This window comes from Sphaerisporangium aureirubrum, from assembly GCF_042658925.1.
Taxonomy (GTDB): Bacteria; Actinomycetota; Actinomycetes; order Streptosporangiales; family Streptosporangiaceae; genus Sphaerisporangium; species Sphaerisporangium aureirubrum.
The window spans coordinates 82545-106652 of sequence record NZ_JBHSRF010000012.1 but is presented as its reverse complement, the minus strand read 5'-3'; the positions used below and the strand labels follow the sequence as shown (position 1 = coordinate 106652).

Here is a 24108-nt window from a genome sequence, read left to right as displayed (position 1 = left end):
TGTGGTCGATGTGGGTTCATGGAACATCGGGGCCGATGTTCTGCAATGATCCTCTCGGTAAATCCTGTCGGATATCGAGCATGACGGACAGTGACTGATGCCCCCCATTGATCAGATAACCACTTTCGCGTCGGACAATCCGGTCGGAACGGCCGTCATCTGCGTCTTCGCCCTCGCCCTGCTCGTCCTCGCGTACATCGCGCTGCGGACGGCCTATCGGGCCGGGGCCCATACCTTCCGGCGGTTCGCGGCCAACCGGCCGGCGGAGGATATTCTCACCATCGTCGCCGCCAGCATCGCCACCGGCGTGTCCGCGCAGGGCATGTGGCGGTTCTCGGGGGACGTCCTCGGGTTCGACGGGCCGCTCCGGCTGCTGCTGTTCGCGTTCATCGAGGTCGCGGTGATCACCAGCGCGGTGCGGGCCCGGCGCAACATGCGGGAGAACTTCTCCGCGGGCATCGACGGGATGGCCGTGTGGGTGCTCACCGGCCTGTCCGCGGTGCTGTCCAGCCTGGACGCGCGCAGCCTGGCGGAGGCCATCTTCCGGCTCGCCGCCCCGCTGGTCGCGGCGTGGCTGTGGGAACGCGGCATGGCCATCGAGCGGCACCGCATCACGGGCCGCTCCCGGATCAAGTGGCGGTTCACGCCGGAGCGGGCGATGGTGCGGCTCGGCCTGGCCGAGGTCAGTGACCGCACGGTCACCGAGGTGGACGCCCACCGCCGCCTGACCCGGGTGGCCCTGGCCGCCAAGCGGGCCCGCGCGCTGCGCGAGGCCGGCGCGTCGGACCGCCGCATGCGCGTCGCGCTGACCAAGCTGGACCGCATGATGGACCAAGCCGTGGAGCACACCGGGCTGGCCGTCGACCAGGCGCGCCAGGAGGCGTTGCTGTCCCAGATCGGCGCCCTGTACAACACCAGCGCCCTGATCGACCTGCGCCCGCCGGTGCCCTGGGAGCCCGAGCACGAGGAACCCCGCAACGCCCTCCCCCCCGTGACCTCCGCGCGCGGCCGAGGCTACCCCGACGACGACGAAGAGCCCGAGATGATGCACCAGTCCGCCCCCGTGGTGGACACCGCCCAGCGGGCCGCCCTGCTGCGCTCCGCCCGGGCGTACTGGGACAAGCAGATCGACCGCAAGTTCGTCCCCCGCGCCGCCGACATCGCCCGGGAAACCGGCCTGTCCCTCGCCACCGCCCGCGAATACCGCGCCCTCTGGAAGCTGGAGCCCCGAGCCCACGCCCTCATAGAGGCCGCCTACCGCGAACACGGCATCGTAGACACCGGCACCTTCCCCGCCATCGTCGTCCCCGACACCCCCGACCCCGACCCCTCCACCCCAGTCCTGTCAATGAACGGCGCCTCCCCCACCCTCTGACCCCCAACCCCCCAACGGCCCGGAGGCCCCAACCGGCCCCGGGCCGTCACCATACCCAGACCCCCAAAGTCCCGCAGTCCGCCTCAGCCGGCCCCAAAGGACCGCTCTCCCTACCCCGACGACCACCCCACCCCGAGGGGCCACCCCACGCCGGGGAGCGGCCCCACCCCGAGGGGCCGCCCCATCCCGGGGGAGCCGCCCCATCCCGGGGGAGCCGCCCCATCCCGGGGGAGCCGCCCCATCCCGGGGGAGCCGCCCCACCCGGGGGAGCCGCCCCACCCGAGGGGCCGCCCCACCCGGGGAGCCGCCCCACCCGGGGAGCCACCCCCCGGGGGAGCCACCCCACCCCAAGGGGCCGCCCCAAACCGGCGCCGCGTCGGCGGGACGTTGTACGGCGAATCCGGCGCCGCCGTACGGCGGGAAACCCGCACGTGCCGGGCGCCCTGGGAAATGGTCCTCGCGGAGGGCGCGCTCCGCGCGGAAGGCGCAAGGGCTGTTCCTCAAGCGGGGGACACCCCCGCACCCCCGGCCCTGCCGGGCTCATCCGGCGCCGCCAGGACGCGTTCCGTCAGGCCGGTGTCCCGCCGTACGGCGGCACCGGATTCGCCGTACCACGTCCCACCGACCCGGCGCCGATAAGACGAACCCCGACAAAGCGACGGCGCTTCGCGACGGGGCCGCCGCACGGCGGAAACCCGTGCCTACCGGGCGCCCTGGGAAATGGTCCTCGCGGAGGCCGCGCTCCGCGCGGAAGGCGCAAGGGCTGTTCCTCAAGCGGGGGACGCCCCCGCACCGCCGGGCCTGCCGGGCTCATCCGGCGCCGCCGGGACGCGTTCCGTCAGGCCGGTGTCCCGCCGTACGGCGGCACCGGATTCGCCGTACCACGTCCCACCGACCCGGCGCCGATAAGACGAACCCCGACGAAGCGACGGGGCTTCGCGACGGTGCCGCCGCACGGCGGGAAACCCGCGCGTACCGCGCGCCCCGGAAATGGTCCTCGCGGAGGGCGCGCTGGTGACGTCCCGCCAGGTGCTGTGATTTCCGTGACCGTGATCATGAACGCGCCGCCCTAGGCGCCAGGTAGCGGGCCATCGACACCCTTCACGAAGATCCCCAGGAGTTACACCATTTCAGGGGACGTCACAGGCGCTGCTGCTCCGTGCGGATAGCGCAAGGGCTGATCTCATGCGGGGGGGCACCCCCGCACCCCTGAGTCTGCCGGGGAGCGGGGACCCCCGTACCCCCGAGCCTGCCAGCCCGTCCCTCTCCCACCGCCTTGGCTCCGCTCCTCGAACGTCGCCGCATACGACCTGCGTGCGGTCTCGGCCCGCATCCAGGCCCACCCCGGCCTCGTCGCCCTCTGGGCGCCGTCGACGGCGGCCTCGTCCGCTCCCTTCAGGCCACGACCCCGACGGCTACGCGGCCGAGCTCTACATCGACATCCCCAGAGCCGGCCGGACCGACCCCTACCTGTTCATCAACGCGCCCGCAGGCCCTTTCGCCTGTGCCATCCGGGCCGCCACCATCCCTGATGAAGCCGTTACAGGAAGTACATGTAGTCGAACCGTGTCGGCGACACCCCGGCCAGTAGGTCGTCGGTGACCGGGAAGCCGCCGTAGACGGGCTGCCTTCTTCCGCATGCTCTCCGGCGTGCGAAAGCGTCCTGCCGGATGCCTTGAAGCCACCTCACGGCAGAGGAGCGTCCCCGAGTGTGGCGACGGTGTGGAGGTATGGGGCAGGTAGCGTGCAAATCATCGTACGGATGAGGCGGCGCACCTACCGTCGCGAGTATGCGGACGGTGGATGTACTGGTCGTGGGCGCGGGGCTGGCCGGTCTGCGCACAGCCTGCCTGCTCGCGCGACGGGGGCTGGACGTGATGGTGGTCGACCGTCGCAGGTCCTTGTCGGCCGGCATCCGCACGACAGGGATCTTCGTGCGCCGCACCCTCGACGACTTCGACATGCCGGAGCACCTGCTCGGGCCGGGGGTCCGGGACGTGCTGCTGTATCCGCCGTCGCGGCGGGCGCCGATCCGGCTCACCAGCGACCGGGACGAGTACCGCGTGGCCGACATGGCGGCCGTCTACGAGCATGCGCACCGCGCGGCGGAGTCGGCCGGGGCACGGGTCTTCTTGGGCGTACGGTACGTCGACGCGTCGCGGGGTTCTGTGCGGTTCGTGGGTGCGGAACCGGTGACGGCCCGGTTCATCGTCGGCGCGGACGGCGCCCGCTCCCGGGTGGCCCGTGATCTCGGCCTCGATGTCAACCGGCGCTTCCTCGTCGGCGCCGAGCTCGTCTACCCGATCGCGCCGGGCACGACCGCCCCGGCGTTCCACTGCGTGCTGGACCCCCGGATCGCCCCGGGATACCTGGGATGGGTCATCGACGACGGCCGGCATGCGCACGTCGGCGTCGCCGGATACCCGAACGCGATGCGCACCGGCATCCGCCACCTGCTCGACGCCTTCGCCGCCGATGCGCCCGGCACCACACCACCGGCCGGCCCGGTCGAGCGCCGAGGTGGCCCGATCCCGGTCGGCGGTGTGCTGCGACGCTTGGCATGCCCCGCCGGCCTGCTCGTCGGAGACGCGGCCGGCGCGGTGTCACCGCTGACGGCCGGCGGCTTGGACCCCTGCTTACGCATGTCCGAACTCGCCGCGGCCGTCACCGCCGCATACCTGCGCACCGGCGACCAGCGCATGCTGAGCCAGTACGACGGAAACGCGCTACGGACCCGCTTCCGAGGCCGGCTGCTACTGCGCCGCGCGTTCGCCGGCATCCGCTCCCCCGCCGCCGCAGAGGCGGCGGTGACCGCACTACGCGGCCGCGCCGGTCGCGCCTTGACGGCGCGGATCCTGTTCGGCGACGGCTCGTTTCCCGAAGTCAACCCACACCTCGCGGACCTGGCGATCGACCACCCTGACTGATCCCGGAAAGCGATCCATCCCGTTCCGGAGGGACCCTCGGCCAGGCGCGCGGGTACGCCTCGGCCCGGGGCACGGCTACGGCGGGACACGGTGAGCCCGGCAGGGCCGGGGGTGCGGGGGCATCCCCCGCAGGAGAACAGCCCTTGCGCCTTCCGCGCGAAGCGCGGCCTCCGCGAGGACCATTTCACCGGGCGCCCGGGTACACCGGGGGCTCCAGGCCTGCGTGAGGACCATTTCCAGGCGACCGGCATGGTGGGGGTAGCGGTGTGTGACGTGCCCGTTCATCTGTGGGGAGGGGGGCTCGGCCCGGGGGGCCGGGGTTAGCCCCAGTGGGGTGGGCGTTCCTCTAGGAGGTGGGAGACATCGTCGGGGGAGGGCCAGTCGCCCCAGCCTGAGTCGGTGTCGTCGCTTGTCTGGTCGGGTAGCACCGGCAGTCCCTCGTCGTGGAGGTCCACCGGACGCAGGTCATCCGGCTCGTGCGCAGTCACGGGGTCAATGCTACGCGGGTGGCGGGATGGTCGATCGCACCACCCGAAAAACCCCCGCAAATCCCTACGAATCAGCTGGTCGGCGGCTCGGATGGAGGGTGGGGAGGGCGTGTCAGGACCGGGACAGTGGGGACGGGACACGGGTACGATGCGGGGCAGACAGCACGCCGGGACGAGACCCGTGAGGCGGCCATGGCAACCCCCGCAGGATGGCGCAGAGAGGGCAACTTACCCGCGGAGCTGACGAGCTTCGTCGGACGTGACCGGCTGCTGGCCACGGTCAGACGGCGCCTCCAGGACGCGCGTCTCGTCACGATCACCGGCATCGGCGGCGTGGGCAAGTCCCGCACCGCCCTGCGCGTCGCCCATCAGGTCGGCCAGCAGTTCCCCGACGGCGTCTGGTACGTGGACCTTTCCCGCCTGCAGGACCACACCATGGTGCGCCACGCCGTCAACGCCGCACTAGGCATCGCCGACCAGTCGGCCCGCCCGGAGGTCGAGACCCTCACCGAGTGGCTGTCGGCCCGCAGGCTGCTGCTGGTCGTCGACTCCTGCGAGCACCTCATCGACGCGTGCGCCGAGCTGATCGACCGGGTGCTGCGCGACGCGCCGCAGGTGCGCGTCCTCGCCACCAGCAGGCAGTCCCTCGGCGTGCCCGGCGAACAGTCCATCCCCATCGCCCCGCTGCGGGTACCCGGCGAGGAAGCCGGGGAGAGCCCTTTCCTCAACGAGTCGGTGCAGCTGCTCACCGAGCGGGCGACGGCCGTCGTGCCGGACTTCACGGTCGACGAGGACAACATCGCGGCCGTCTCCGAGCTGTGCCGGCGGCTGGACGGCATCCCGCTGGCGATCGAGCTGGCGTCGGTGCGGCTGCGCGCGCTGTCGGTGGAGCAGATCCTGGCCCTGCTGACCGACCGCTTCAGCCTGCTGGCCGGCGCGAGCCGCACCGCGCTGCCGCGCCACCAGACGCTGCGGGCCGCGATCGGCTGGAGCCACGAGCTGTGCGAGCCCGCCGAGCGGCTGCTGTGGGCCCGGCTGTCGATCTTCTCTGGCGACTTCGAGCTGGAGGCGGCCCGTTACGTCTGCGCCAGCGAGGACCTCCCCGCCGAGCGCATCGTCGACCTGATCGCCGGGCTGGTCGAGAAGTCGATCCTGCTGAGCGGCAACGAGCGCATCGGCGTGCGGTACCGGCTGATCGACACGCTGCGCCACTACGGCAAGGAATGGCTGGACAAGCTGGAGGAGGGCGACTGGGTGCGGCGCCGCCACCGGGACTACTACCTCCAGGTCGCCCAGCGCGGCGAGCACGCCTGGTCGGGCCCGCGCCAGGTCTACTGGTTCGGCCGCATGCGCCAGGAGCACGACAACATCCGCGCCGCGCTCGACTACTGCCTGCGCGATTCGCAGGAGGCGCGCACCGGCCTGGAGCTGCTGTCCTCGCTGTGGTTCATGTGGGTGGCGTGCGGGTTCGCCCGGGAGGGCCGTCTGTACCTCGAACGGGCGCTGCACGCCTGCGTCGAGCCGAGCAAGGAACGTTGCAAGGCGCTGTGGGTGCTCGCCTACGTCCGCAACGCGCAGGGCGACACCACGGCGGCGCTGGAGGCCGCGGAGCAGTGCGCGTCGGACGCGGTGCGGGTCGGCGACTCCATCGCGGTGATCCTCGCCACCAAGATGCAGGGCACGGTGGCGTTCCTCCAGGGCGATCTGCACAAGGCGACCGCCCTGCTCGGCGTCGCGATCGAGTTCCACCGCAGCGGGCGCGAGCTCAACCCCGGGCTGCTGCCGGCCATCGCCGAGCTCGCGGTGGTGCTCACCCAGCAGAACGAGCTCGCCGAGGCCGAGTCGCTGCTGCGCGACTGCCGCCAGCTGTGCACCGAGCGCGGGGAGCTGTGGCTGCGCTCGTACGCCATCTGGGCGACGGCGTCGATCGAGCGGATGACCGGCCGCACCGAGCAGGCGGTGCTGAGCGCCCAGGAGGCGCTGCGGATCAAGCGGGACTTCCACGACGTGCTCGGCGCGGTGCTGGCGATGGAGACCCTGTCCTATCTCGCCGTCGAGCAGGGCGACGGCGTGCGGGCGGCGCGCATCCTCGGCGCGGCCCAGTCCAACTGGAAGCTGTTCGGGCTGCCGCTGTTCGGCTCGCCGTTCTTCGGCACCGAGCACGAGGCGTGCGTGAAGGAGTGCAAGCGCATCCTCGGCGAGGACGTCTTCGTCGAGGCGTACCAGCACGGCAGCACGATGAACTTCGAAGAGGCCGTCAGCTACGCCATGGGCGAGATCGACGCGCCCGAGGTGGCCGTCGGCTGACCCGGCGCGATCAGGGCGGCGGGACCGTGTCAGTTGTGGCGGTGGTGCGGATGTCGGTGGTGCGGTCGGGGCTGGGAGTGGCCCTGCCAGGCCCTGGTGTACCGGGTGCTGGTCAGCGAGTAGGCGATGCTGCCGCTGATCCAGTGCTCCAGGCCGCGGACGTAGGCGTCCACCGCGGGCGAGGTGAGCCGTTCCAGCCGTACGCGCAGGTCCTGCATGCCGCTGATCGCCTCGTCGCGCATCCGGCCGATGAGGTTCATCGCGTCCTGGATGGACCGATGCCGGTGCCGCGACAACACGCTGACCAGGTTGTTGCGGGCGTTCACCCCGCCGCGCTCCTTGGCGTAGGACAGCAGGTCGTTGTCCCAGACCACGACGTCGTTGGCGAACTGCGTGATCGCCCGGGTGTCGGGGTGCCGCCACTCGGCGGCGGTCAGCGGGTGGCCGGCGGCCAGGTCGATGAGCGCGAACACGGTGAGCATGGCGCCCGTTCGACGGCGCATGAAGATGTAGTCGCCGTAGGTGGGCACGATGTCGTCCTCGCGGTTGGCCGCCTCCCAGACCTGGGCGAAGAGATAGTCCTTTGTGACCCATCGCCAGCGGTCCAGCTGGTCGGGGTTGCCCGCCTCGGCGACTCGCAGCTTGACGTCCAGCAGGGCGCGGGCGAACGGGTCCGCCGCCTCCTCGCCGGCCCCGGCGTCGTCCAGCACGGCGAGCAGTTGCGGCAGCGCCCTGGCGATCTCCGCGGCCCGCCGGTCGGACTCGCAGAAGGCGTCGTCAAAGGCGAACAGCCACACGCACCAGTCGGTGACCAGGCGCAGCTCGGACGGCTCGGCGTAGGGGTAGGTGCGGGCCCCCAGCCAGCCGTACGCGGCCTCACGGTATCGGTCCAGCTCGGCCTGGTCGCTGATCATGTGGCTCGCGACCAGCCACGAGTACGTCTCCCTGTCCACCTGGTCCACGTGCGGGTTGATAAGGCTGGGGAACGGGCACGACAAACGCGGGAGAACAAGCTCGGACGGCGCTATTTCAGCCATCTCCATATCATGGCAATAAAAATGCACCGCAACTACAACGTGTTGCCCGGCACCCTGACACCGTACCGCCGCCCACCCCCGCGACCTGGCATTTCACGACGCACGGCCGCCAGGCGGCGCGTCACCGCGTCCTCCGGGCCGGGAGTTTCCCCCGCCGAACCATTCCAGGTATTCATCGTGGCCGAACATGCGGGCCGTGGCCACGGCGGACGGGGTGCCCTCGGCGGGGTCGGCCCCGGCGTCCAGCAGGGCCCGCACCACCTCGGGCTCCTTCTTGAAGACCGCCCCGGCCAGCGGGGTCTGGCCCCGGTCGTTGGCCCGGGAGGGATCGGCGCCCCGCGCGACCAGCGCCCGCACGGTCTCGGCGTGGCCGTGGTAGGCGGCCAGCATCAGCAGGGAGTCGCCCTTGTCGTTGGTGAGGCCGGCCGGGACGCCCGCGTCGACGTACGCGCACAACTGCTCGGTGCGCCCGGCCCTCGCCATCGCGAACAGCCTGGTCGCGAGCTCCTCCACGTCGTCGTCATCCCGCACGAGGTCCATTCTGCACCCGGGTCCCGGGCGGCCGGCGGCACGGTCGTGTCCACCTGCCGACTCGCCCGGCGGAATCCACAGCGCATCCCATAGGTTCTCTCTTCAGGACGATAGAAAGGCTGGGACCCGAGGTGTTCGACCCGACGGATCTTTACCGGCTCAGCGGCGATGTGCCCGAGCTGACCGATCCGGTGCTGCTCTACCACTTTGAGGGCTTCGTGGACGCGGGAGGGGCCGGCAGGCTCGCCGTCGGGCACCTGCTCGCCGAACTGGAGCACCGGGTCGTGGCGACGTTCGACGTCGACCGCCTTCTCGACTACCGGTCGCGGCGCCCGATCATGACCTTCGACACCGACCGGTGGGTCGACTGCGAGGCCCCTGAGCTGGCGGTGCGCCTGGCCCACGACACCACGGGCACGCCGTTCCTGGTGATGAGCGGCCCGGAGCCCGACCGCGAGTGGGAGCTGTTCACCGAGGCGGTGGGCGCGCTGGCCACCAGGCTGAAGATCGGCAAGCTTGTCACCATGCACGGCATCCCGATGGCGGCGCCGCACACCCGGCCGCTCGGCGTGACCGCGCACGGCACCAAGCCCGAGCTGCTCACCGGGCCGGGCAGCCCGTTCGGCAAGATCCAGGTGCCGGGCAGCGCCGCCGCGCTCCTGGAGTTCCGCCTCGGCGCCCGGGGCCACGACGCGCTCGGGTACGCCGTCCACGTCCCCCACTACCTGGCGCAGGCGGAGTACCCCCGGGCTGCCGTGACCGCCCTGGAGGCCGTCACCCGCAGCACCGGGCTGGTGTTCCCGATGGAGAACCTCCGGGACGCGGCCGAGAAGACCACGGCCGAGATCGAGGAGCAGATCGTCGCGTCCGAGGAGCTGTCCACCGCGATCAAGGGCCTGGAGCAGCAGTACGACGCGTTCACCGCGGGCGCCGAGCACGAGAACCTCATGGCCGAGCCCACCCCCATGCCCACCGGCGACGAGCTGGCGGCGCAGTTCGAGCGTTTCCTGGCCGAGCGGGACGAGCGCGACTCCTGACGTCCCGCCGCGCCTTTCCCGGGCGGCGCGCCGGGAGGGGGCGTCAGTCCCGCAGGCGGGAGCGCAGCGCCGCCGCGTCGGCGGCCGTCCAGCCGTGGCGGTCGAGCCAGCCGAGCGGGCCGTCGTAGTCCGCGCCGAGGGAGTCCAGGAAGAACTCCATGTACTCGGGCCGCGGCCGGTGGCTGTCGGGGGGGCGCGAGTCGAGGTCGTCGCGGTAGGTGGAGCTGCCGCGCAGCCGGCCGAGCAGGGACTCCAGCCGGTCTCCGGTCGCCACGTAGTCGGCCACGATGGCCTCGCGGGTGACGTCCGCCACCGACAGCGCCAGCGCGGACACCACCCCGGTGCGGTCCTTGCCTGCCGCGCAGTGCACGATGGCCGCGCCGTCGCCGTACGCCAGCACCCGCAGCGCCGCGAGCACCGAGTCGGGCCGGTCGCGCAGGTAGGCCGTGTAGAAGCCGACGACCCTGACCTCGGCGACCTTGTTCTCGTGCCGTCCCTGCCAGGGCAGCACCCGGTCACCGTCGATCCTGGCCGCCGCCTCGCGGGCCTCGGCCTCGGCGGTGGCGCGCAGCGGGACGGCGGAGGTGTCGGCCTCCACGTCGGTGTGCCTGCCGGCCTCGGCGAACAGGGTGTGGTGGTGAATGGTCACGTCGGGCACCCGCGTGAGGGGGCCCGGTCCCTCCAGGTCGACCTCGGCGTGGGAGCGAAGGTCCACCACGTCGCGCAGCTTGAGCTCCCCGAGGAGCCGCTCGATGTCCGGGTCGCTGAGGTCCTGGAGGTTGTCGGCCCGGAGCACCCGGCCGAACCTCGTCGTTCCGCCGTCCAGCGTGGGGAGACCGCCTAGGTCCCGCACGTTGACGGCGCCGTCCAGATCTATCCACCTCGTTAGTTCGTTCATCACTCCCCAGCGTATATGCGTTATATGTCCACACAGGGAATGCGGCAGAGGCACAGTGTGGAAAGAAGTTGAAGTGTCCACCACGTGGCGACCACCCCGGCCCGCGACGCGCTGATCCCGGCGTGGAGCGGTCCCGATCAGGCCCGGCCGCCTCTGCGAAGGAGCTCACGTGGAGCGTCCGGTGCCGCCGCCCGTCCCGGTCCTGGACCCGGCCCTCCCCCCGGACGTGGCGCGCTCCCTGCGCGACGGCCCCGAGGCGCTCAGGGCGGTGCGCGCCGGGGTACGGCCGCCGCCGCCCGGACCGAGCCCCGCGATCGTCCTGACCGTCAGCCTCTTCCTGCTGCTCGGGCTGATCTTCACCGGGCCGTGGGGCATGTTCGCCATGGGGGCGGCGCTGGTGTGCGTCGGCGGGGCGCAGGCCCTGGCCGCCGATCCCCGGCCCCGGGCGGCCCGGCGCCGCCTGCGGGTGGCCGCCCGGCACGCCGACCGGTTCGTGCTGCCGTCCGACCTGGACGCCGAGGGCCGCGAGCTGATGGCGAAGGCGCAAGCGGCGGTCGGCGAGGTGCTCGGCTCGGGGATCAACCGGGACCGCCTGCTCGACGACCTCGACAACGCCGTCACCCTGCCCGCCGAGCTGTGGAACCTCGGCCTGCGGCTGGCCGAGCTCGGCCGCGCCAGGGCCGAGCACGAGCGGATCGTGCCGAAGGACCTGCCGAGCGACATCGCCGAGATCTTCGAGCCGTACGACCAGGCGCTCGGCCTGGCGCGCCGGGCGCTGGCCGCGCGGGTGGCCGCCCTGGAGGCCTACGCGCGCGAGGTGCGGCGGGCCGACGCCGTCTACCGGGCCTACCGGCAGCTCGGGGTACTCAGGGAGCGCACCGGCGAGTACCAGCGGCTGGTGGCGGAGAACACCGTGGACCCGCCGTCCGCCGTGCCGATCGGCCGGCTCGGCGAGCAGGCCGAGGACGTGGAGCGGGTGTTCCGGCGGAGCATCGACGAGGCGAGGAAGGCCGGCGGCCACCTGCTCTCCCTGACCGCCTGAGCGAAGATTTTCCCTGCTCCCGGAGCCGCCGGATCGCATGGCACGACATGTGTCCGAAACCTCCATGACATCGTTTTACCGGTCCATCCCACCCGTTCGTAATTGAGCGACCCGAAAACCGGTAATCGGTCCATCGGATGCCCGATTCAAATGTCCTGCCTGCTAATTGCACGGAGTGATGATCTCCCCTTTAATCTCCTACGGGCATCGACCCGGGAAGGGAGGGGGGATCCCGTCATGACCACGCTCATCGAGGTCCGTGACGCCGGCGTCCGTTACCTCTCCACCGGGCTCCCCGCGCTCGGCCCGGTGAGCCTCACGGTGCGGCCCGGCGATCTCACTCTGGTGAGCGGGCCGTCCGGCTGCGGCAAGAGCACCCTGCTCCGGCTGATCAACGGCCTCATCCCCCACTCCTACCGCGCCGAGATCACCGGCGAGGTGCTGATCGGCGGGCGCCCGGCGGCCGGGCGGAGCATCCGCGACCTGTCGGCGGTGGTCGGCACCCTGCTCCAGGACCCGCGCACCCAGATCGTCGGGACGACCGTGGCGTCCGAGATCGCCTTCGGCCCGGAGAACCTCGGGCTGCCCCGCGCCGAGATCAGGCGCCGGATCGACGAGGTCGCGGCCCGGGTCGGCGTCACGCACCTGCTGGACCGCCCCACCGCGGGGCTGAGCGGCGGCGAGCTGCAGATGGTGGCCTTCGCGGGGGTGCTGGCGATGCGCCCCCAGGTCGTCATAGTGGACGAGCCGCTGGCCAACCTGGACCCCGCGGCCGGGTTGCGGCTGATGGGCGAGATACGGCGGTTCGTGGACGAGGGCGGCGCCGCGGTCGTCGTCGAGCACCGCGTCGAGGAGATCCTGGACTCCGGCCCCACCGAGGTCCTGTACCTCGACGACGGCGTCGCCCGCTACCAGGGCCCGGTGGACGGCTTCCTTCGGGTGGCGCCGATCGGGCAGGTCAAGCTGCCGTTCGGCACGCTGGTGTCCCGCGCCGCCGAGCTGCCGCCCACGCCCGCGCCGCCGCCGCGCGCCGCCGCGCCCGGCCCGGAGCCGCGCCTCGAGTACCGCGCGGCGAGCCTCGGCTACGGCACGCGCACCGTGCTGTCCGGCGTGGACCTCGCGCTCGGCGCCACCGAGCGGGTGGCGGTGCTCGGCCCCAACGGCGCGGGCAAGTCCACGCTGCTGCGCGCCGCCGTGCTGCTGATCGCCGCCCAGCGGGGCGAGGTGCTGGTGGACGGCTCCCCCATCGCCGAGCGGTCGGTGCTCAGCCTGGCGACGACGTTCGGGTACGTCTTCCAGCATCCCGGCCAGGCGCTGTTCAGCCCCACCGTCCGCCAGGAGCTCGCCTTCGGGCCGCGCAACCTCGGCTGGGACGCCGAGCGCATCGCCGAGGAGTCCTCCCAGGTGCTGAGGGCCATGCTGCTGGACCGCGAGAAGGACATCCTGGACCGCCCGCCGCGCACGCTGTCGTTCGGCCAGCAGCGGCGCCTGACCGTCGCCCTCGCGCTCGCCATGCGCCCCCGCACGCTGGTGCTGGACGAGCCGACCGCCGGGCAGGATCTGCGCACCACCACCGAGTTCATGGGCCACGCGCTCGCGGCGGGCAGCGTGGAGAGCGTCTACTTCATCACCCACGACGTCGACCTCGCGCTGACCTACGCCGACCGCGTCGTGGTGGTGGACGACGGCCGCGTGGTCGCCGACGGCACGCCCGCCGCGCTGGCGCGTGCGAAGGACGTCTGGGCGGGCGCCGGGCTGCGGGCCACCAGCCTGGTCCGGGCGATCCGCGACCATCTGCCCGAGGCGGGGACCCTGCCCCACCCTTTCGACCTCGCGCGCGGCCTGCCGCCCCATAAACGTTCCAACCCCTCCCCCCAGGAAGGAACCATCCCATGAGTGCAGAAAGCGCGGGTGCGACGGCGCCGCGAGAGCCTCTCTTCGCCATCTCCTCCCGCACGGTGGTGTTCGGTGCCGTGGGCGCCGCGCTGTACGCCGTGCTCGGCCTGTTCAGCTTCGTCATCCCCGGCACCCAGAACGTCACGGTCCGCCCGGCGTTCGCCCTGGTGCCGTTCTTCGGCAAGCGGTTCGGGATCATCGCCGGATTCTTCGTCGGGTTCGTCGGCAACGCGATCATCGACCTGATCCAGGGCTCCGGCCTGACGTACTGGAACTGGAGCGTCGCCAACGGCCTGGTCGGCGCGTTCGCCGGGCTGATCTTCGCCTACATCCCGCCGATCACCGGTGAGGCGCTGCGCCTGGTGGTGACCGCGCTCGGCTCGCTGCTCGCCACGGCGCTCGGCCTGCTGTTCGTGATCACCGACATCTGGCTGCAGGGCATCAGCTTCGAGACCTTCCTCACCCTGAACTACGGGCCGGTCCTGCTCGCCAACGGCATCGCCGTCGTCGTGCTGACCCCCGCGCTGGACGCCATCTGGGAACCGCTGTCCAAGCGGACGGGACGGTAACCGGGTGGATGTCACGCCCCGGTATCTCGGCGCGGGCTCCTTCCTCAGCCGCCGCGACCCCCGCGTGCTGCTGGTGGTGCCCGCGCTCTACCTCGTGGCCGTGGCCGGGATCGACGACCTGCGCGCCGTGCTGGCGTGCACGGTCGTCGCCCTGGTGTACTACCGCGCCGCGGGCATCCCGTGGCGCGGGGTACGCGCCAACTGGGCCTTCATGCTGACCTTCAGCACGCTCCTCGTGGTGGCCAACAGCATCCTGACCGGGGCGGACACCCGGACCGCCGGCGCCGAGCTGTTCACCGTGCCCCTGACCGGTACGGTTATCACCTGGGCCACGCTGTCCTACGCCGCCACGCTGCTGGTGCGGTACGTGTCGCTCGCCATGGTGGGCTTCCCTGTGGCGTTCAACATCGCGCCCACCGACCTCGGCGTGGCGTTCGCCCGGCTCGGGCTGTCGCAGCGGCTGGCCTACGGCGTGGACCTCACGTTCCGGTTCCTGCCGTCCACCTGGGCGAGCCTGCAGGAGACCGTCGACGCGCAGCGCATCCGCGGATACGAGCACAGCCGCAGCCGCAACCCGGTGAAACGGCTGCTCACCCTGAAACCGGTGGTCATCCCGCTGACGGTCAACGCGCTGGTCGACGCGGAGGACACCACCAACGCGATGGACCTGCGCGGCTTCGGCGGCAGGCACCGCACCTGGATGCGGGAGCTGGCGTTCGACCGCACCGACCGCCTGGTGCTCGGCGGCTTCGCCGCGCTGGCCGCGATCATGATCGTCGCCCGTGTTCTCGGCCTGACGGAGCACGTATGGGTGCCGTGATCCACTCGGCACCGCTGATCGTCCCCGTCTCCCGCCCGCCGATCCGCGACGGAGCGGTGGCCGCGCACCACGGCAGGGTGCTGGCGGCCGGGCCGCGCAGGGAGATCCGCGCCACCCATCCCGACGCCGAGGAGATGCGCTGGCCGGGCATGATGGTGGCCGGCCTGATCAACGCGCACACCCATCTGCAGTTCACCCGGATGGCCGAGGTGGGGCGGCAGTCCCACGACACCTTCGAGGACTGGTCCAGCGCCTTCGACGCGGTGTACTTCGCCAGCGCCGACACCGACTGGGCCGCCAGCGCCCGCGAGGGGGCGTACCTGGCGCTGCGGCACGGCACCACGGCCGTCGCGGACGTGGTGACCGACGTGGAGGTGCTGCCGATCCTCGCCGAGACCGGCCTCGGCGGCGTCTCCTACCTTGAGGTGCTCGGCGACACCGACGCCACCTGGGCGGCGACCGGGCGGGACCGCCTGACCACCCGGGTCCGCGAGTCCGGCGCCGTCGGCATCTCGCCGCACGCCCCCTACACCCTGGACACCGGGGTGCTGGCCGACCTCGCCGTGCTGGCCCGCGCGTTCGGGCTGCGCCAGCACATCCACCTGCTGGAGTCGGTGCACGAGCGGGAGTACACCGTGTCGGGCACCGGGCCGATCGCCCGGCTGGTGCGCGACCTCGGCTTCGACTTCCAGATCCTGCGCGCCGGCGGCACAGGCCACGGCCCGGTCGCCTTCCTCGACTCGCTCGGCCTGCTCGGCCCCGAATGCCACGTCGCGCACGGCGTGCACCTCGACGCCGGCGAGCGCGCCCTGCTGCGCGAGCGCCACGTGAGCGTGGCGCTGTGCCCGCGGTCCAACCAGGCGCTCGGCCTGGAGGGGCCGCCGATCGCCGCGCTGCTGGAGGAAGGCGGGCCGATCGCGGTGGGCACGGACTCGCTGGCCTCCGCGCCGTCGCTGGACCTGCTGGAGGACGTGCGGCTGCTGCGCGACCTGGCACGCAAGCAGGGGTACCGGCACCCCGACCTGTCGCGGCGGCTGGTGGAGGCCGCGACCGCCGGGGGCGCGCACGCACTCGGGCTCGGCACCGGGCCCGGCAGGATCGGCACGCTCGGGCCGGGCGCGCGGTGCGACTTCGCCGTCTTCGCCGTCGAATCCGGCGGCCGCAACCCCTATGACACGCTGGTCGAGGACGGCGCCGGCCGCTGCGTCGCGACCGTGACCGGAACCGGCCGGGCCGGGCGCGTCCATCCGGCCACCCTCTCCCCGCAGGACATCCCGTGACCCCCCACCCGGAGGTGCGCCGTGGGCGCCAGCTCCCCCGTCTTTGATCCGGGCGCCGCGTTACGCCGGGTCGCCTCCTACCGGCCCGGCGGCCAGGCCGGGTCCCCGGCGCGGCTGCGGACCATCCGGTTCAAGCTCTACTCCCTGCTGTGCCTGCCGATCGCGGCGCTCATGGTGTTGTGGGTGTTCATCACCGGGCACACCGTCCGGGACTACTTCGAGCTGCGCCGGGCCGTCACGCAGTTCGACCAGGTGGCCACGCCCGCCGCGAAGCTCGCGGGAGCCCTCCAGCAGGAACGGCGCCTGTCGTCCATCTACGTGAGCAGCGGCGTGCCGGACGGGGGGCGGCTGTCGGCCGCGCGCAAGCGCACCGACGCGGCGGTGTCGCTGTTCCACCAGCGGGCCACCTCGCTGGAGGGCCTGTCGGCCATCGGCCCCGAGGTGCTGGCGGACGTCACCGAGCTGGAACGCCAGGCGCAGGGCCTCGGCGCGATCAGGCAGGACGTGGACGGGCGGGCGCTGGACCGCCTGCGGGTGATCCAGGAGTACACCAGGGTCCAGGACACCCTGTACGGCATGTACGACCGGCTCGTCACCGTGCCGGAGGTGGCGCTGTACCGCCAGGCCTCGGGGCTGCAGACCGTGGTGCGCTCCCGCGAGCTGCTGTCCCAGGAGGACGCGCTGCTCACGGCGGCGATCCTGCGCGGCTCGCTGCCGGGCCACGAGCGGCGGGCCCTCGCCGAGATGGTGGCCGGGCGGCGGCTGCTGCTCGCCCGCGGCGTCGGCGCCCTCGACGCCGAGCTGCGGCGGCCGTACGACCAGCTGCTGGACTCGGCCGACTATCGGCAGCTCACCACGATGGAGAACCAGGTGCTGTCCAGCGAGGGCCTGCCCGCCTTGGTGAACGGGTGGCAGTCCCTGGCCGACGCCCTCGGGCAGCGGCTGGACCGGCTGTCGGCCGACCGTGAGGCGCTGCTCACCACCCGGGCCGACACGAACGCCTGGCGGCTGATCGCCGAGATCGTGGCCGCGGGCGGGCTCGGCCTCGTCGCGATCGTCGCCGCCCTCATCCTGTCCGCCCGGCTCGGGCGCGGCCTCGCGGAGGAGCTGGCCGACCTGCGCAGCGCGGCCCTGGAGCTGGCCGACGTGCAGCTGCCGCGGGTGGTGCGCAAGCTGCGCGACAGCGAGGCGGTGGATGTGGAGTCCGAGGCGCCGCCCGTCGTCATCACCGGAACCACGCTGGAGGCGCAGGACGTCGCCCAGGCGCTCACCACCGTGCGGCGCACCGCCATCGAGGCCGCCGTCGGCCAGGCGGACCTGCGCAACGGCGTCAGCCACGTGTTCCGCAACCTGGCGCGGCGCAACCAGTCCCTGCTGCACCGGCAGCTCACCCAGCTGGACACCATGCAGCGCAAGACCAACGCGCCCGACTCGCTCGCCGACCTGTACCGGCTCGACCACCTCACCACCCGCATGCGCCGCCAGGCCGAGGGCCTGATCATCCTGTCCGGCGCCCCCGCCGGGCGCGCCTGGCGCCGTCCCGTCCCCGTGCACGACGTGGTCCGCGGCGCCGTCACCGAGGTCGAGGAGTACTCGCGCGTCACCGTCCTGCCGATGTCCGACGCGGCCATCGCCGGGACCGCCGTCGCCGACGTCATCCACCTCCTGGCCGAGCTCATCGAGAACGCCACCGTGTTCTCGCCTCCCAGCACCCGCGTCCAGATCCGGGGCGAGCTGGTGGGCCGCGGCTTCGCCGTGGAGGTGGAGGACCGCGGCCTCGGCCTCACCGAGGACGACCGCGAGGAGATCAACCGCCGCCTGGCCGACCCTCCCGAGTTCAACCTCGCCGACAGCGACCGCCTGGGCCTCTTCGTGGTGAGCCGCCTGGCCGCCCGCCACCAGGCCAAGGTGACCCTCCGCCGCTCCCCCTACGGCGGCACCACCGCCGTGGTCCTCCTCCCCTCCTCCATGATCATCCTCCCGGACGGGGACCTCCCCCCCGACCCTCATCCCGCCCACCCCCTCGCCCGGAACCCTCACCCGGACCCGGCGTTGCATGATCCGAAAAACCCCTGAAACTTTCGGCGATTTTGGCCCCCAAATCTGAAAGTTAACTGGCGGCTCTGACAAGGCAGGCTCCGGCCTTGATCGGTTAAGTTAACGCTCTGACCAGGCAAAATCGATTTACTTGAGAGATCATTAGCCAAGATCAGGTTTCGGCGACATTTCCGAAAGTTATTGACAGCTCACCGAAAGCCGACCCATACTTTCGCCAATCGACAGCCCCCCAACCACTGTCGACTCAGGTCCCTTCCGCGACCTGCCTCTCCGGTCGTCGACCGCCCGACGACCGGCCACACCCCCGCGTTGCTACGACGCCGACGCGCGGTGGCCGTGACGCCGGTCACCGGCGGTCCCGTGTCGTATCACGCTGCCTGGCCTCCGGTCGGCCTCACGAGGAGGAAGCACGCACATGAACGACGTCCCCACCCACCGGAAGCGCCGCGGACGCGGCCATCCCCTGCTGTTCGCCGCCCGTGTCTGCGCCATAGTGGCGGTCGCGATCATCACGATGCTGCCGAGCATGGCCAACGCGGCCGTGACGACCAACCAGACCGGCACCAACAACGGCTACTTCTTCTCGTTCTGGACCGACAGCCAGGGCACGGTCTCCATGGAGCTGGGGTCCGGCGGCAACTACAGCACCTCGTGGCGCAACACCGGTAACTTCGTCGCCGGCAAGGGCTGGAACCCCGGCACCCGCAGGGCCGTGACCTACTCGGGCAGCTTCAACCCGTCCGGCAACGCGTACCTGACGCTGTACGGCTGGACCAGAAGCCCGCTGGTGGAGTACTACATCGTCGACAACTGGGGCACCTACCGGCCCACGGGCACCTTCAAGGGCACGGTCACCAGCGACGGCGGCACCTACGACATCTACCAGACGACCCGCTACAACGCCCCCTCCATCGACGGCAACCAGACGTTCAACCAGTACTGGAGCGTCCGGCAGCAGAAGAAGACCGGCGGCACCATCACCGCGGGCAACCACTTCGACGCGTGGGCCCGTAACGGGATGAGCCTGGGCAACCACTACTACCAGATCCTCGCCACCGAGGGTTACCAGAGCAGCGGCAGCTCCAACATCACGATCGGCGGCTCCGGCGGTGGCGGCGGCGGCGGGACCACCACTCCCCCGCCCGGCGGCGGTGGCGGCGGCGGCTGCACCGCGTCCCTGTCCGCGGGCCAGTCGTGGAGCGACCGCTACAACCTCAACGTCTCGGTCAGCGGCTCCAGCAACTGGACCGTCACGATGAACGTCCCCTCCCCCGCCAGCGTCCTGTCCACCTGGAACGTCAGCGCCAGCTACCCCAGCGCACAGGTCCTGACCGCGAGGCCCAACGGCAGCGGCAACAACTGGGGCGTGACCATCAAGCACAACGGCAACTACACCTGGCCATCGGTCTCCTGCAGCGCCGGCTGACCTAAGCCCTCGAAACACCCGTGGCGCGGCGGCCCTTGGCCGCCGCGCCATTCGAATCTGGAGGGAAAGCCACGCCCGAAGGCACGGAAGACGGGAAGTTGGCCCGCGGAGGGAAGCAAGGGACGGCGGGAGCCGAGGAGGACGGCAAGAAGTAACCGAGGGTGGGATATCTATGGAATCCCGGATCGAAGCCCTGGCCGACGAGCTCGCCGTGCGGGTGGAGATGGACGTGGGCTGGCGGGCGGCGATGCTCGCCGCGCCACGGCATCTCTTCGTCCCGCTCGTGGCGTGGGCCACGCCCTATGACGAACCGGGACATGTGATCGACCACGACGCCGACAGGGCGGGATGGCTCAAGGCGGCCTACGCCGACCACCCGATCGTGACCCAGATCGACGACGGGCGGACCGGTATCCGGGAGGCGGAGACCGGGGAGTGCTTCTCCTCCTCGTTGTCCGCGCCCGGCGCGGTGATGAGCCTCCTGGACCTGCTCTCTCCCTACCCCGGCGACAGAGTCCTGGAGGTGGGCACGGGAACCGGGTGGACGGCGGCGCTGCTGTCGCACCGGGTCGGGGCCGCGAACGTGACGAGCGTCGAGATCGACGCGAGCGTGCTCGCCACGGCGGCCGGCAATCTCGAGCGCGCCGGTCACCATCCCCGGCTCGTGCTGGGTGACGGCCTGCTCGGGCACCCCGGAGGCGCCCCGTACGATCGCGTGCACGTCACCTGCGGCGTTCACGAGGTTCCCTACGCCTGGGTGGAACAGACCCGGCCGGGAGGTCTGATCGTGCTGCCGTGGAATCCACCGTTCGAGACGGGACACGACCTCGCTCTCACCGTCACCTCCGAGGGAACCGCCGTCGGCCGGTTCCGTGGCGGCTCCTCGTACATGACGGTGCGCGGCCGGCGCCATCCGGCCAGACCACAGGTGGAGCCGGACCAGTGGCGCCATCGTGAGACGGCGGTCGACCCGCGCCGCGTGATGCGCGCGGGATACGGCGCGGACGTGGCCATGGCCACGCTGGTGCCGGGGGTCTGGTCGGAGACCGAGCCGGGCCGGGAGTCGATGACGGTCCGGTTGTGGGACCGGACCTCGGTGGCCCTGGTCCGCGGACGCGAGGTCCGCCGGTACGGCGAGCGGGATCTCTGGGGCGAACTGGAGACCGCGTTCTCCGAGTGGGTCGGATGGGGAAGCCCTGGCCGCAACCGATTCGGGCTGACCGTCACCCGGCACGACCAACACGTATGGCTGGACAGTCCGTGCAATCCCCTCAAGAAGATCGAACCGGCGACGTAGCGGGCCGGCCCAGCCAGACGTTCAGCCGACGCGTGGATCGACGGGAGACGCGGGCGATGCCGGCGCCGAGGCGGCCACGGGTTCAGCCGGCGCGTGGATCGACGACCTCGGCCACCAGGGACACGACCTCGCCGAGGTGGGCCGGGGTGGTGAGGTGGCCCGCGCCGGAGAAGACCCGGGTGTCGAGGTTCATCGTCCGGCGCACGGCCGGGACCAGCCGGTGAGGCGGGAGGAAACGGTCGTGCTCTCCGACCCCGACCACGCACGGCCGCCCCGCGCGAAGGGACAGTAGCTCGGCGGGCAGCGGTGGAGGGGCCAGGGTGGTGTGGCAGCTGGCGGCCATCAGCGCCATCCATTCCACCTCGACGTCGGGCGGGTCCGTGCCGGGAGCCACGAACAACCGCAGCATGCGGCGGGTGTGGTCGGCGGTGGGACGCAGCAGCCAAGTGGCCGAGGCCAGCACCAGTGCCGGATCCACACTGAGACGGATGAACCCGGCGGGAGAGACCAGCGCCCGCCCCGCGATCCGAGGCGAACCCGCCGCCAGGGCCACGGCCGCCCCCAGCGAGTTGCCCACCAGCACAACCCCGTCCGCGTCCATGACCGCCAGAACCTCGTCCAGCACCCGTCCGTACCAGGCAAGCCGCCCCCGTAGAGGCCGACGCGGATCACTGAGCCCAGGCTGCCCCGGCAGATCCACCACCGTGGTCGCCCAACGAGCCGACAACGCCCCCAACCACGGCAAAGCCACCGCCGCATTGGAACCGGTCCCCGGCACCATGACGACCCGCACCCGCCCACTCCCGGCCGAGGTCAACTCCACCCGCCCAACACTGGTGTCCACACTCACAGACCTGACCGAAAAGTCCACCCGCCCCAGGGCCTCCGAACACCACCGCCGCACCGCACGCTGACCACGGGGATTCTTGTACACGCTCGGCATCGCGCAAGTCTGTCCGTCACCTCACGCTTCGTCCAGCCCTGATCAACGCCGGCGGCTCATGCACCCTCGGGACCCGGCTCCAGGAACCTCAAAGGCGGGCACCCTCGGCCTTCAGCCACTCCAGGAAGGACGACCAGCCGTGAGCTGAAACGGCCACTGCCCGCCTCGCCGGGCTCTTGCTGTCCCTCACACCGGCTACGCCCGTCGGTTTCGAGGTGACCTCTACGCAGTTGCCACCCTCTACGCCCGACCAGCTTGATCGGCGCCATTCGGAATCGGGCAGATCAAGGCACCGCTCGTCGCGTTCCACAGGTTTCGCACATCCTTGATCATCTTTAGTGAGGTTCGGGCAGAACAGGCTTCGGATCGTATTTTGTCGTAGTAACCCCAGAGCCGGGCTACTAGCTCGTGATCTGCACTTACCTCCCCTCGGCCTGCCGACTCAACAGACACGATCATTCTCCGGTCCGGCAACTGGGCAAGAACGAACCCCGATGACAGACCAGCCAGACACGGAGCGTCGCCCGGTACGACTTGAATGTTCATGTTGTGGCGTTGAACCACTTCCAGTATGTAATCCAACTGCTCGCGCATCACTGCCACGTCACCTATCGGACGACGCAGCACCCACTCGTCGATCGTGATCCAGATAACGGGGGGCCGTTCCCGGTCCAGGATCATCTTCCGCCGCATGCGAGCCTGAACCCGGCTCTCGATCTCGTCGGGGGTCGCGTCGGGTGCGGCCGAGAACAAGCATCTGGCGTACGCGGGGGTCTGCAGCAGACCGGGGACGAGCAGCGGATCCCAGCTCCGTAGGACCACGGCTTCCGGCTCGATCTCCTCCACCCACCGCATGTACCAGCCTGGCCCGGCCGCGCGCTCGGTGATCCGCTCGCGGAGTTTGACGAAGTACCCGCGCTCGCCGAGCCCGAAAACGCGATCAAGCGTCTCCGCCTGACTCAGCTGCGGGGTTCGCTTCCCCATCTCCAAGCGGGACACATGGGTCTGTGTGACTTTCAGGCGCGCCGCGATCGCAGCCTGGGAGAGTTCGGCCTCCTCTCGAAATCGGCGCAATTCAACACCGAAGCGCAAACGTGGCGACTCTTGGTCGCAATAGGCCTCGTCGCTCAAACTTTCCTCCATTCAACAGGCAGCAGAGACCCGAACTCACGCCTTCTAGTCCTAAGCCAGTCCCTAGCAGTCCAGATCAAGAGCATGCCTTGTCGTTGCGTGGACTCAGGAACTGATGCCGAAAAGGGCTTCACCACCGGCATTCTAAACAATCAGTCCCGTACCCAGCGGGGCGATATCACGAATGCATGACCGGCTCAGACCTCTGGTCTGCTCGCGACAAGCATGGCAAAAGGATATAAACCACTCAATACGAGTACGGATTCGAATGGAGTTTCAATGACGGGCCGGAATCCTGTCCACAGCTTTCGCCAATGGGGCGACATACCAGTGGACAACCGACAGATACCTCGAACGCTGAGAAAGCAGCAGTACGGCCATCTCGTCCGATTGGCGTGGGCCCTGAACGCACGCGGACTCTGTGCTGCCGTCGACCTACCCATCACTGCCGAACCGCTTCTTCTGGTTCCACGGAGATCCGGTGCGCTGAGGGTCATGGCCGTATGTCACAAGGGGACCTGGTTCTACACCTGGGGCCGAGGCGCGAACCTGAGGGCGCGCGTGCTCGCGGATGACGCCGCCGACCGGATCTGGGAGGCCGCGCAGTGAAGACCGCACAAGTACTCGCCACGGTTGAGGTTCCGGGTGAGGCTGGTTCCGTCACGATCGCGCGAGCGTACATACGCGGGATACTTCTCGCGGCGGGACGACCGACCGTAGACCACATCGAGCTACTCATCGGCGAACTGCTGACGAATTCCGTGCAGCATTCGGACTCAGGCCGAAGGCCGGATGGAGTCGTACGACTCAGGGTGTTCGACGACGGAAGGACCGTACATGTCGATGTGACCGACCAAGGCTCATCGGCGTCCGTTCCACGGATCCCGCCGTCGACTGATCTGCTCAGCGAAAGTGGCCGTGGATTGCGGCTGGTTCAAGAGCTCTCGTCAGCATGGGGATGGAGAGCAGACCACTCCGGGCGAACCGTATGGTTTGAGGTGACGTGAGATTATTTTTCCACTCGATGTACGGCAACACACACTTCC

20 protein-coding genes are annotated in these 24108 nt (G+C 70.9%); 13 read left to right on the top strand and 7 right to left on the bottom strand.

The window, feature by feature from the left end:
• Positions 1–97 precede the first annotated feature (97 nt).
• A complete protein-coding gene (locus ACFP1K_RS11960) occupies positions 98–1375 on the top strand; it encodes a hypothetical protein (protein ID WP_380750708.1) in 1278 nt (425 codons plus the stop codon).
• Positions 1376–3165: 1790 nt separating this feature from the next.
• Positions 3166–4302, top strand: coding sequence for an NAD(P)/FAD-dependent oxidoreductase (locus tag ACFP1K_RS11955; RefSeq protein ID WP_380750705.1), 1137 nt, complete (start codon positions 3166–3168; stop codon positions 4300–4302).
• Positions 4303–4622: 320 nt separating this feature from the next.
• Here the strand turns inward: ACFP1K_RS11955 and ACFP1K_RS11950 are convergent, their stop codons facing one another.
• The gene (locus tag ACFP1K_RS11950; protein WP_380750703.1) at positions 4623–4790 is read right to left on the bottom strand and encodes a hypothetical protein; all 168 of its coding nucleotides are present in this window, start codon (positions 4788–4790) and stop codon (positions 4623–4625) included.
• A 192-nt stretch (positions 4791–4982) separates the two neighbouring features.
• Between ACFP1K_RS11950 and ACFP1K_RS11945 the strand changes: the two genes are divergently transcribed.
• On the top strand, positions 4983–7097 hold the full coding sequence (locus ACFP1K_RS11945) for an ATP-binding protein (RefSeq protein ID WP_380750701.1): 2115 nt from the start codon (positions 4983–4985) through the stop codon (positions 7095–7097).
• Positions 7098–7126: 29 nt separating this feature from the next.
• Here ACFP1K_RS11945 and ACFP1K_RS11940 read toward each other — a convergent pair whose 3' ends face one another.
• Positions 7127–8059 (bottom strand): 4-epi-cubebol synthase, encoded by a 933-nt coding sequence (locus ACFP1K_RS11940; RefSeq protein WP_380750698.1) that lies wholly within the window; start codon positions 8057–8059, stop codon positions 7127–7129.
• Positions 8060–8227: 168 nt separating this feature from the next.
• Positions 8228–8674, bottom strand: coding sequence for an ankyrin repeat domain-containing protein (locus ACFP1K_RS11935; RefSeq protein WP_380750693.1), 447 nt, complete (start codon positions 8672–8674; stop codon positions 8228–8230).
• Between the two features lie 122 nt (positions 8675–8796).
• Here ACFP1K_RS11935 and ACFP1K_RS11930 point away from each other — a divergent pair, with 122 nt between their 5' ends.
• Positions 8797–9702: a proteasome assembly chaperone family protein gene (locus tag ACFP1K_RS11930; protein ID WP_380750688.1), complete on the top strand. Its 906-nt coding sequence runs from the start codon at positions 8797–8799 to the stop codon at positions 9700–9702.
• Between the two features lie 43 nt (positions 9703–9745).
• Here the strand turns inward: ACFP1K_RS11930 and ACFP1K_RS11925 are convergent, their stop codons facing one another.
• A complete protein-coding gene (locus ACFP1K_RS11925) occupies positions 9746–10600 on the bottom strand; it encodes a tyrosine-protein phosphatase (RefSeq protein WP_380750685.1) in 855 nt (284 codons plus the stop codon).
• Between the two features lie 169 nt (positions 10601–10769).
• Between ACFP1K_RS11925 and ACFP1K_RS11920 the strand changes: the two genes are divergently transcribed.
• The 8 genes from ACFP1K_RS11920 (at position 10770) to ACFP1K_RS11885 (ending at position 20988) form a co-directional block, all read left to right on the top strand.
• Positions 10770–11642 carry a hypothetical protein gene (locus ACFP1K_RS11920; RefSeq protein WP_380750682.1) on the top strand — a complete coding sequence of 291 codons (873 nt, stop codon included), beginning with the start codon at positions 10770–10772 and terminating at the stop codon, positions 11640–11642.
• A gap of 237 nt (positions 11643–11879) precedes the next feature.
• Complete coding sequence (locus ACFP1K_RS11915) at positions 11880–13538, top strand: ABC transporter ATP-binding protein (protein ID WP_380750679.1); 1659 nt, start codon at positions 11880–11882, stop codon at positions 13536–13538.
• The gene (locus tag ACFP1K_RS11910) at positions 13535–14107 is read left to right on the top strand and encodes an ECF transporter S component (protein ID WP_380750677.1); all 573 of its coding nucleotides are present in this window, start codon (positions 13535–13537) and stop codon (positions 14105–14107) included. Before ACFP1K_RS11915 ends, ACFP1K_RS11910 begins: the two co-directional genes overlap by 4 nt.
• A gap of 4 nt (positions 14108–14111) precedes the next feature.
• Positions 14112–14927 (top strand): energy-coupling factor transporter transmembrane component T family protein, encoded by an 816-nt coding sequence (locus tag ACFP1K_RS11905; RefSeq protein ID WP_380750674.1) that lies wholly within the window; start codon positions 14112–14114, stop codon positions 14925–14927.
• Positions 14915–16207: an amidohydrolase family protein gene (locus tag ACFP1K_RS11900; RefSeq protein WP_380750671.1), complete on the top strand. Its 1293-nt coding sequence runs from the start codon at positions 14915–14917 to the stop codon at positions 16205–16207. Before ACFP1K_RS11905 ends, ACFP1K_RS11900 begins: the two co-directional genes overlap by 13 nt.
• A gap of 21 nt (positions 16208–16228) precedes the next feature.
• A complete protein-coding gene (locus tag ACFP1K_RS11895; RefSeq protein ID WP_380750668.1) occupies positions 16229–18283 on the top strand; it encodes a sensor histidine kinase in 2055 nt (684 codons plus the stop codon).
• Positions 18284–18680: 397 nt separating this feature from the next.
• Positions 18681–19691, top strand: a complete 1011-nt coding sequence (locus tag ACFP1K_RS11890) for a glycoside hydrolase family 11 protein (RefSeq protein ID WP_380750665.1) — start codon at positions 18681–18683, stop codon at positions 19689–19691.
• Between the two features lie 172 nt (positions 19692–19863).
• Entirely contained in the window at positions 19864–20988 is a 1125-nt protein-coding gene (locus ACFP1K_RS11885; protein WP_380750662.1) for a methyltransferase domain-containing protein, read from the top strand.
• Positions 20989–21070: 82 nt separating this feature from the next.
• On the opposite strand, the gene ACFP1K_RS11880 is transcribed toward ACFP1K_RS11885, so the two are convergent.
• The 3 genes from ACFP1K_RS11880 to ACFP1K_RS11870 form a co-directional block, all read right to left on the bottom strand.
• Positions 21071–21769 (bottom strand): alpha/beta fold hydrolase, encoded by a 699-nt coding sequence (locus ACFP1K_RS11880; protein ID WP_380750831.1) that lies wholly within the window; start codon positions 21767–21769, stop codon positions 21071–21073.
• Between the two features lie 250 nt (positions 21770–22019).
• Positions 22020–22241, bottom strand: a complete 222-nt coding sequence (locus ACFP1K_RS11875) for a DUF397 domain-containing protein (protein ID WP_380750659.1) — start codon at positions 22239–22241, stop codon at positions 22020–22022.
• Positions 22172–23062 (bottom strand): helix-turn-helix domain-containing protein, encoded by an 891-nt coding sequence (locus ACFP1K_RS11870; protein WP_380750656.1) that lies wholly within the window; start codon positions 23060–23062, stop codon positions 22172–22174. Before ACFP1K_RS11870 ends, ACFP1K_RS11875 begins: the two co-directional genes overlap by 70 nt.
• A gap of 605 nt (positions 23063–23667) precedes the next feature.
• Between ACFP1K_RS11870 and ACFP1K_RS11865 the strand changes: the two genes are divergently transcribed.
• Positions 23668–24069 (top strand): ATP-binding protein, encoded by a 402-nt coding sequence (locus tag ACFP1K_RS11865; protein WP_380750653.1) that lies wholly within the window; start codon positions 23668–23670, stop codon positions 24067–24069.
• Positions 24070–24108: the final 39 nt, after the last annotated feature.

What these genes read in the sequence shown, in the direction of transcription:
- ACFP1K_RS11885 (WP_380750662.1), top strand. Translation starts at nt 19,864, where the DNA reads ATGGAATCCCGGATCGAAGCCCTGGCCGACGAGCTCGCCGTGCGGGTG.
- ACFP1K_RS11960 (WP_380750708.1), top strand. Translation starts at nt 98, where the DNA reads ATGCCCCCCATTGATCAGATAACCACTTTCGCGTCGGACAATCCGGTC.
- ACFP1K_RS11910 (WP_380750677.1), top strand. Translation starts at nt 13,535, where the DNA reads ATGAGTGCAGAAAGCGCGGGTGCGACGGCGCCGCGAGAGCCTCTCTTC.
- ACFP1K_RS11935 (WP_380750693.1), bottom strand. Translation starts at nt 8,674, where the DNA reads ATGGACCTCGTGCGGGATGACGACGACGTGGAGGAGCTCGCGACCAGG.
- ACFP1K_RS11900 (WP_380750671.1), top strand. Translation starts at nt 14,915, where the DNA reads ATGGGTGCCGTGATCCACTCGGCACCGCTGATCGTCCCCGTCTCCCGC.
- ACFP1K_RS11925 (WP_380750685.1), bottom strand. Translation starts at nt 10,600, where the DNA reads ATGAACGAACTAACGAGGTGGATAGATCTGGACGGCGCCGTCAACGTG.
- ACFP1K_RS11880 (WP_380750831.1), bottom strand. Translation starts at nt 21,769, where the DNA reads ATGGTGCCGGGGACCGGTTCCAATGCGGCGGTGGCTTTGCCGTGGTTG.
- ACFP1K_RS11915 (WP_380750679.1), top strand. Translation starts at nt 11,880, where the DNA reads ATGACCACGCTCATCGAGGTCCGTGACGCCGGCGTCCGTTACCTCTCC.
- ACFP1K_RS11890 (WP_380750665.1), top strand. Translation starts at nt 18,681, where the DNA reads ATGAACGACGTCCCCACCCACCGGAAGCGCCGCGGACGCGGCCATCCC.
- ACFP1K_RS11955 (WP_380750705.1), top strand. Translation starts at nt 3,166, where the DNA reads ATGCGGACGGTGGATGTACTGGTCGTGGGCGCGGGGCTGGCCGGTCTG.
- ACFP1K_RS11945 (WP_380750701.1), top strand. Translation starts at nt 4,983, where the DNA reads ATGGCAACCCCCGCAGGATGGCGCAGAGAGGGCAACTTACCCGCGGAG.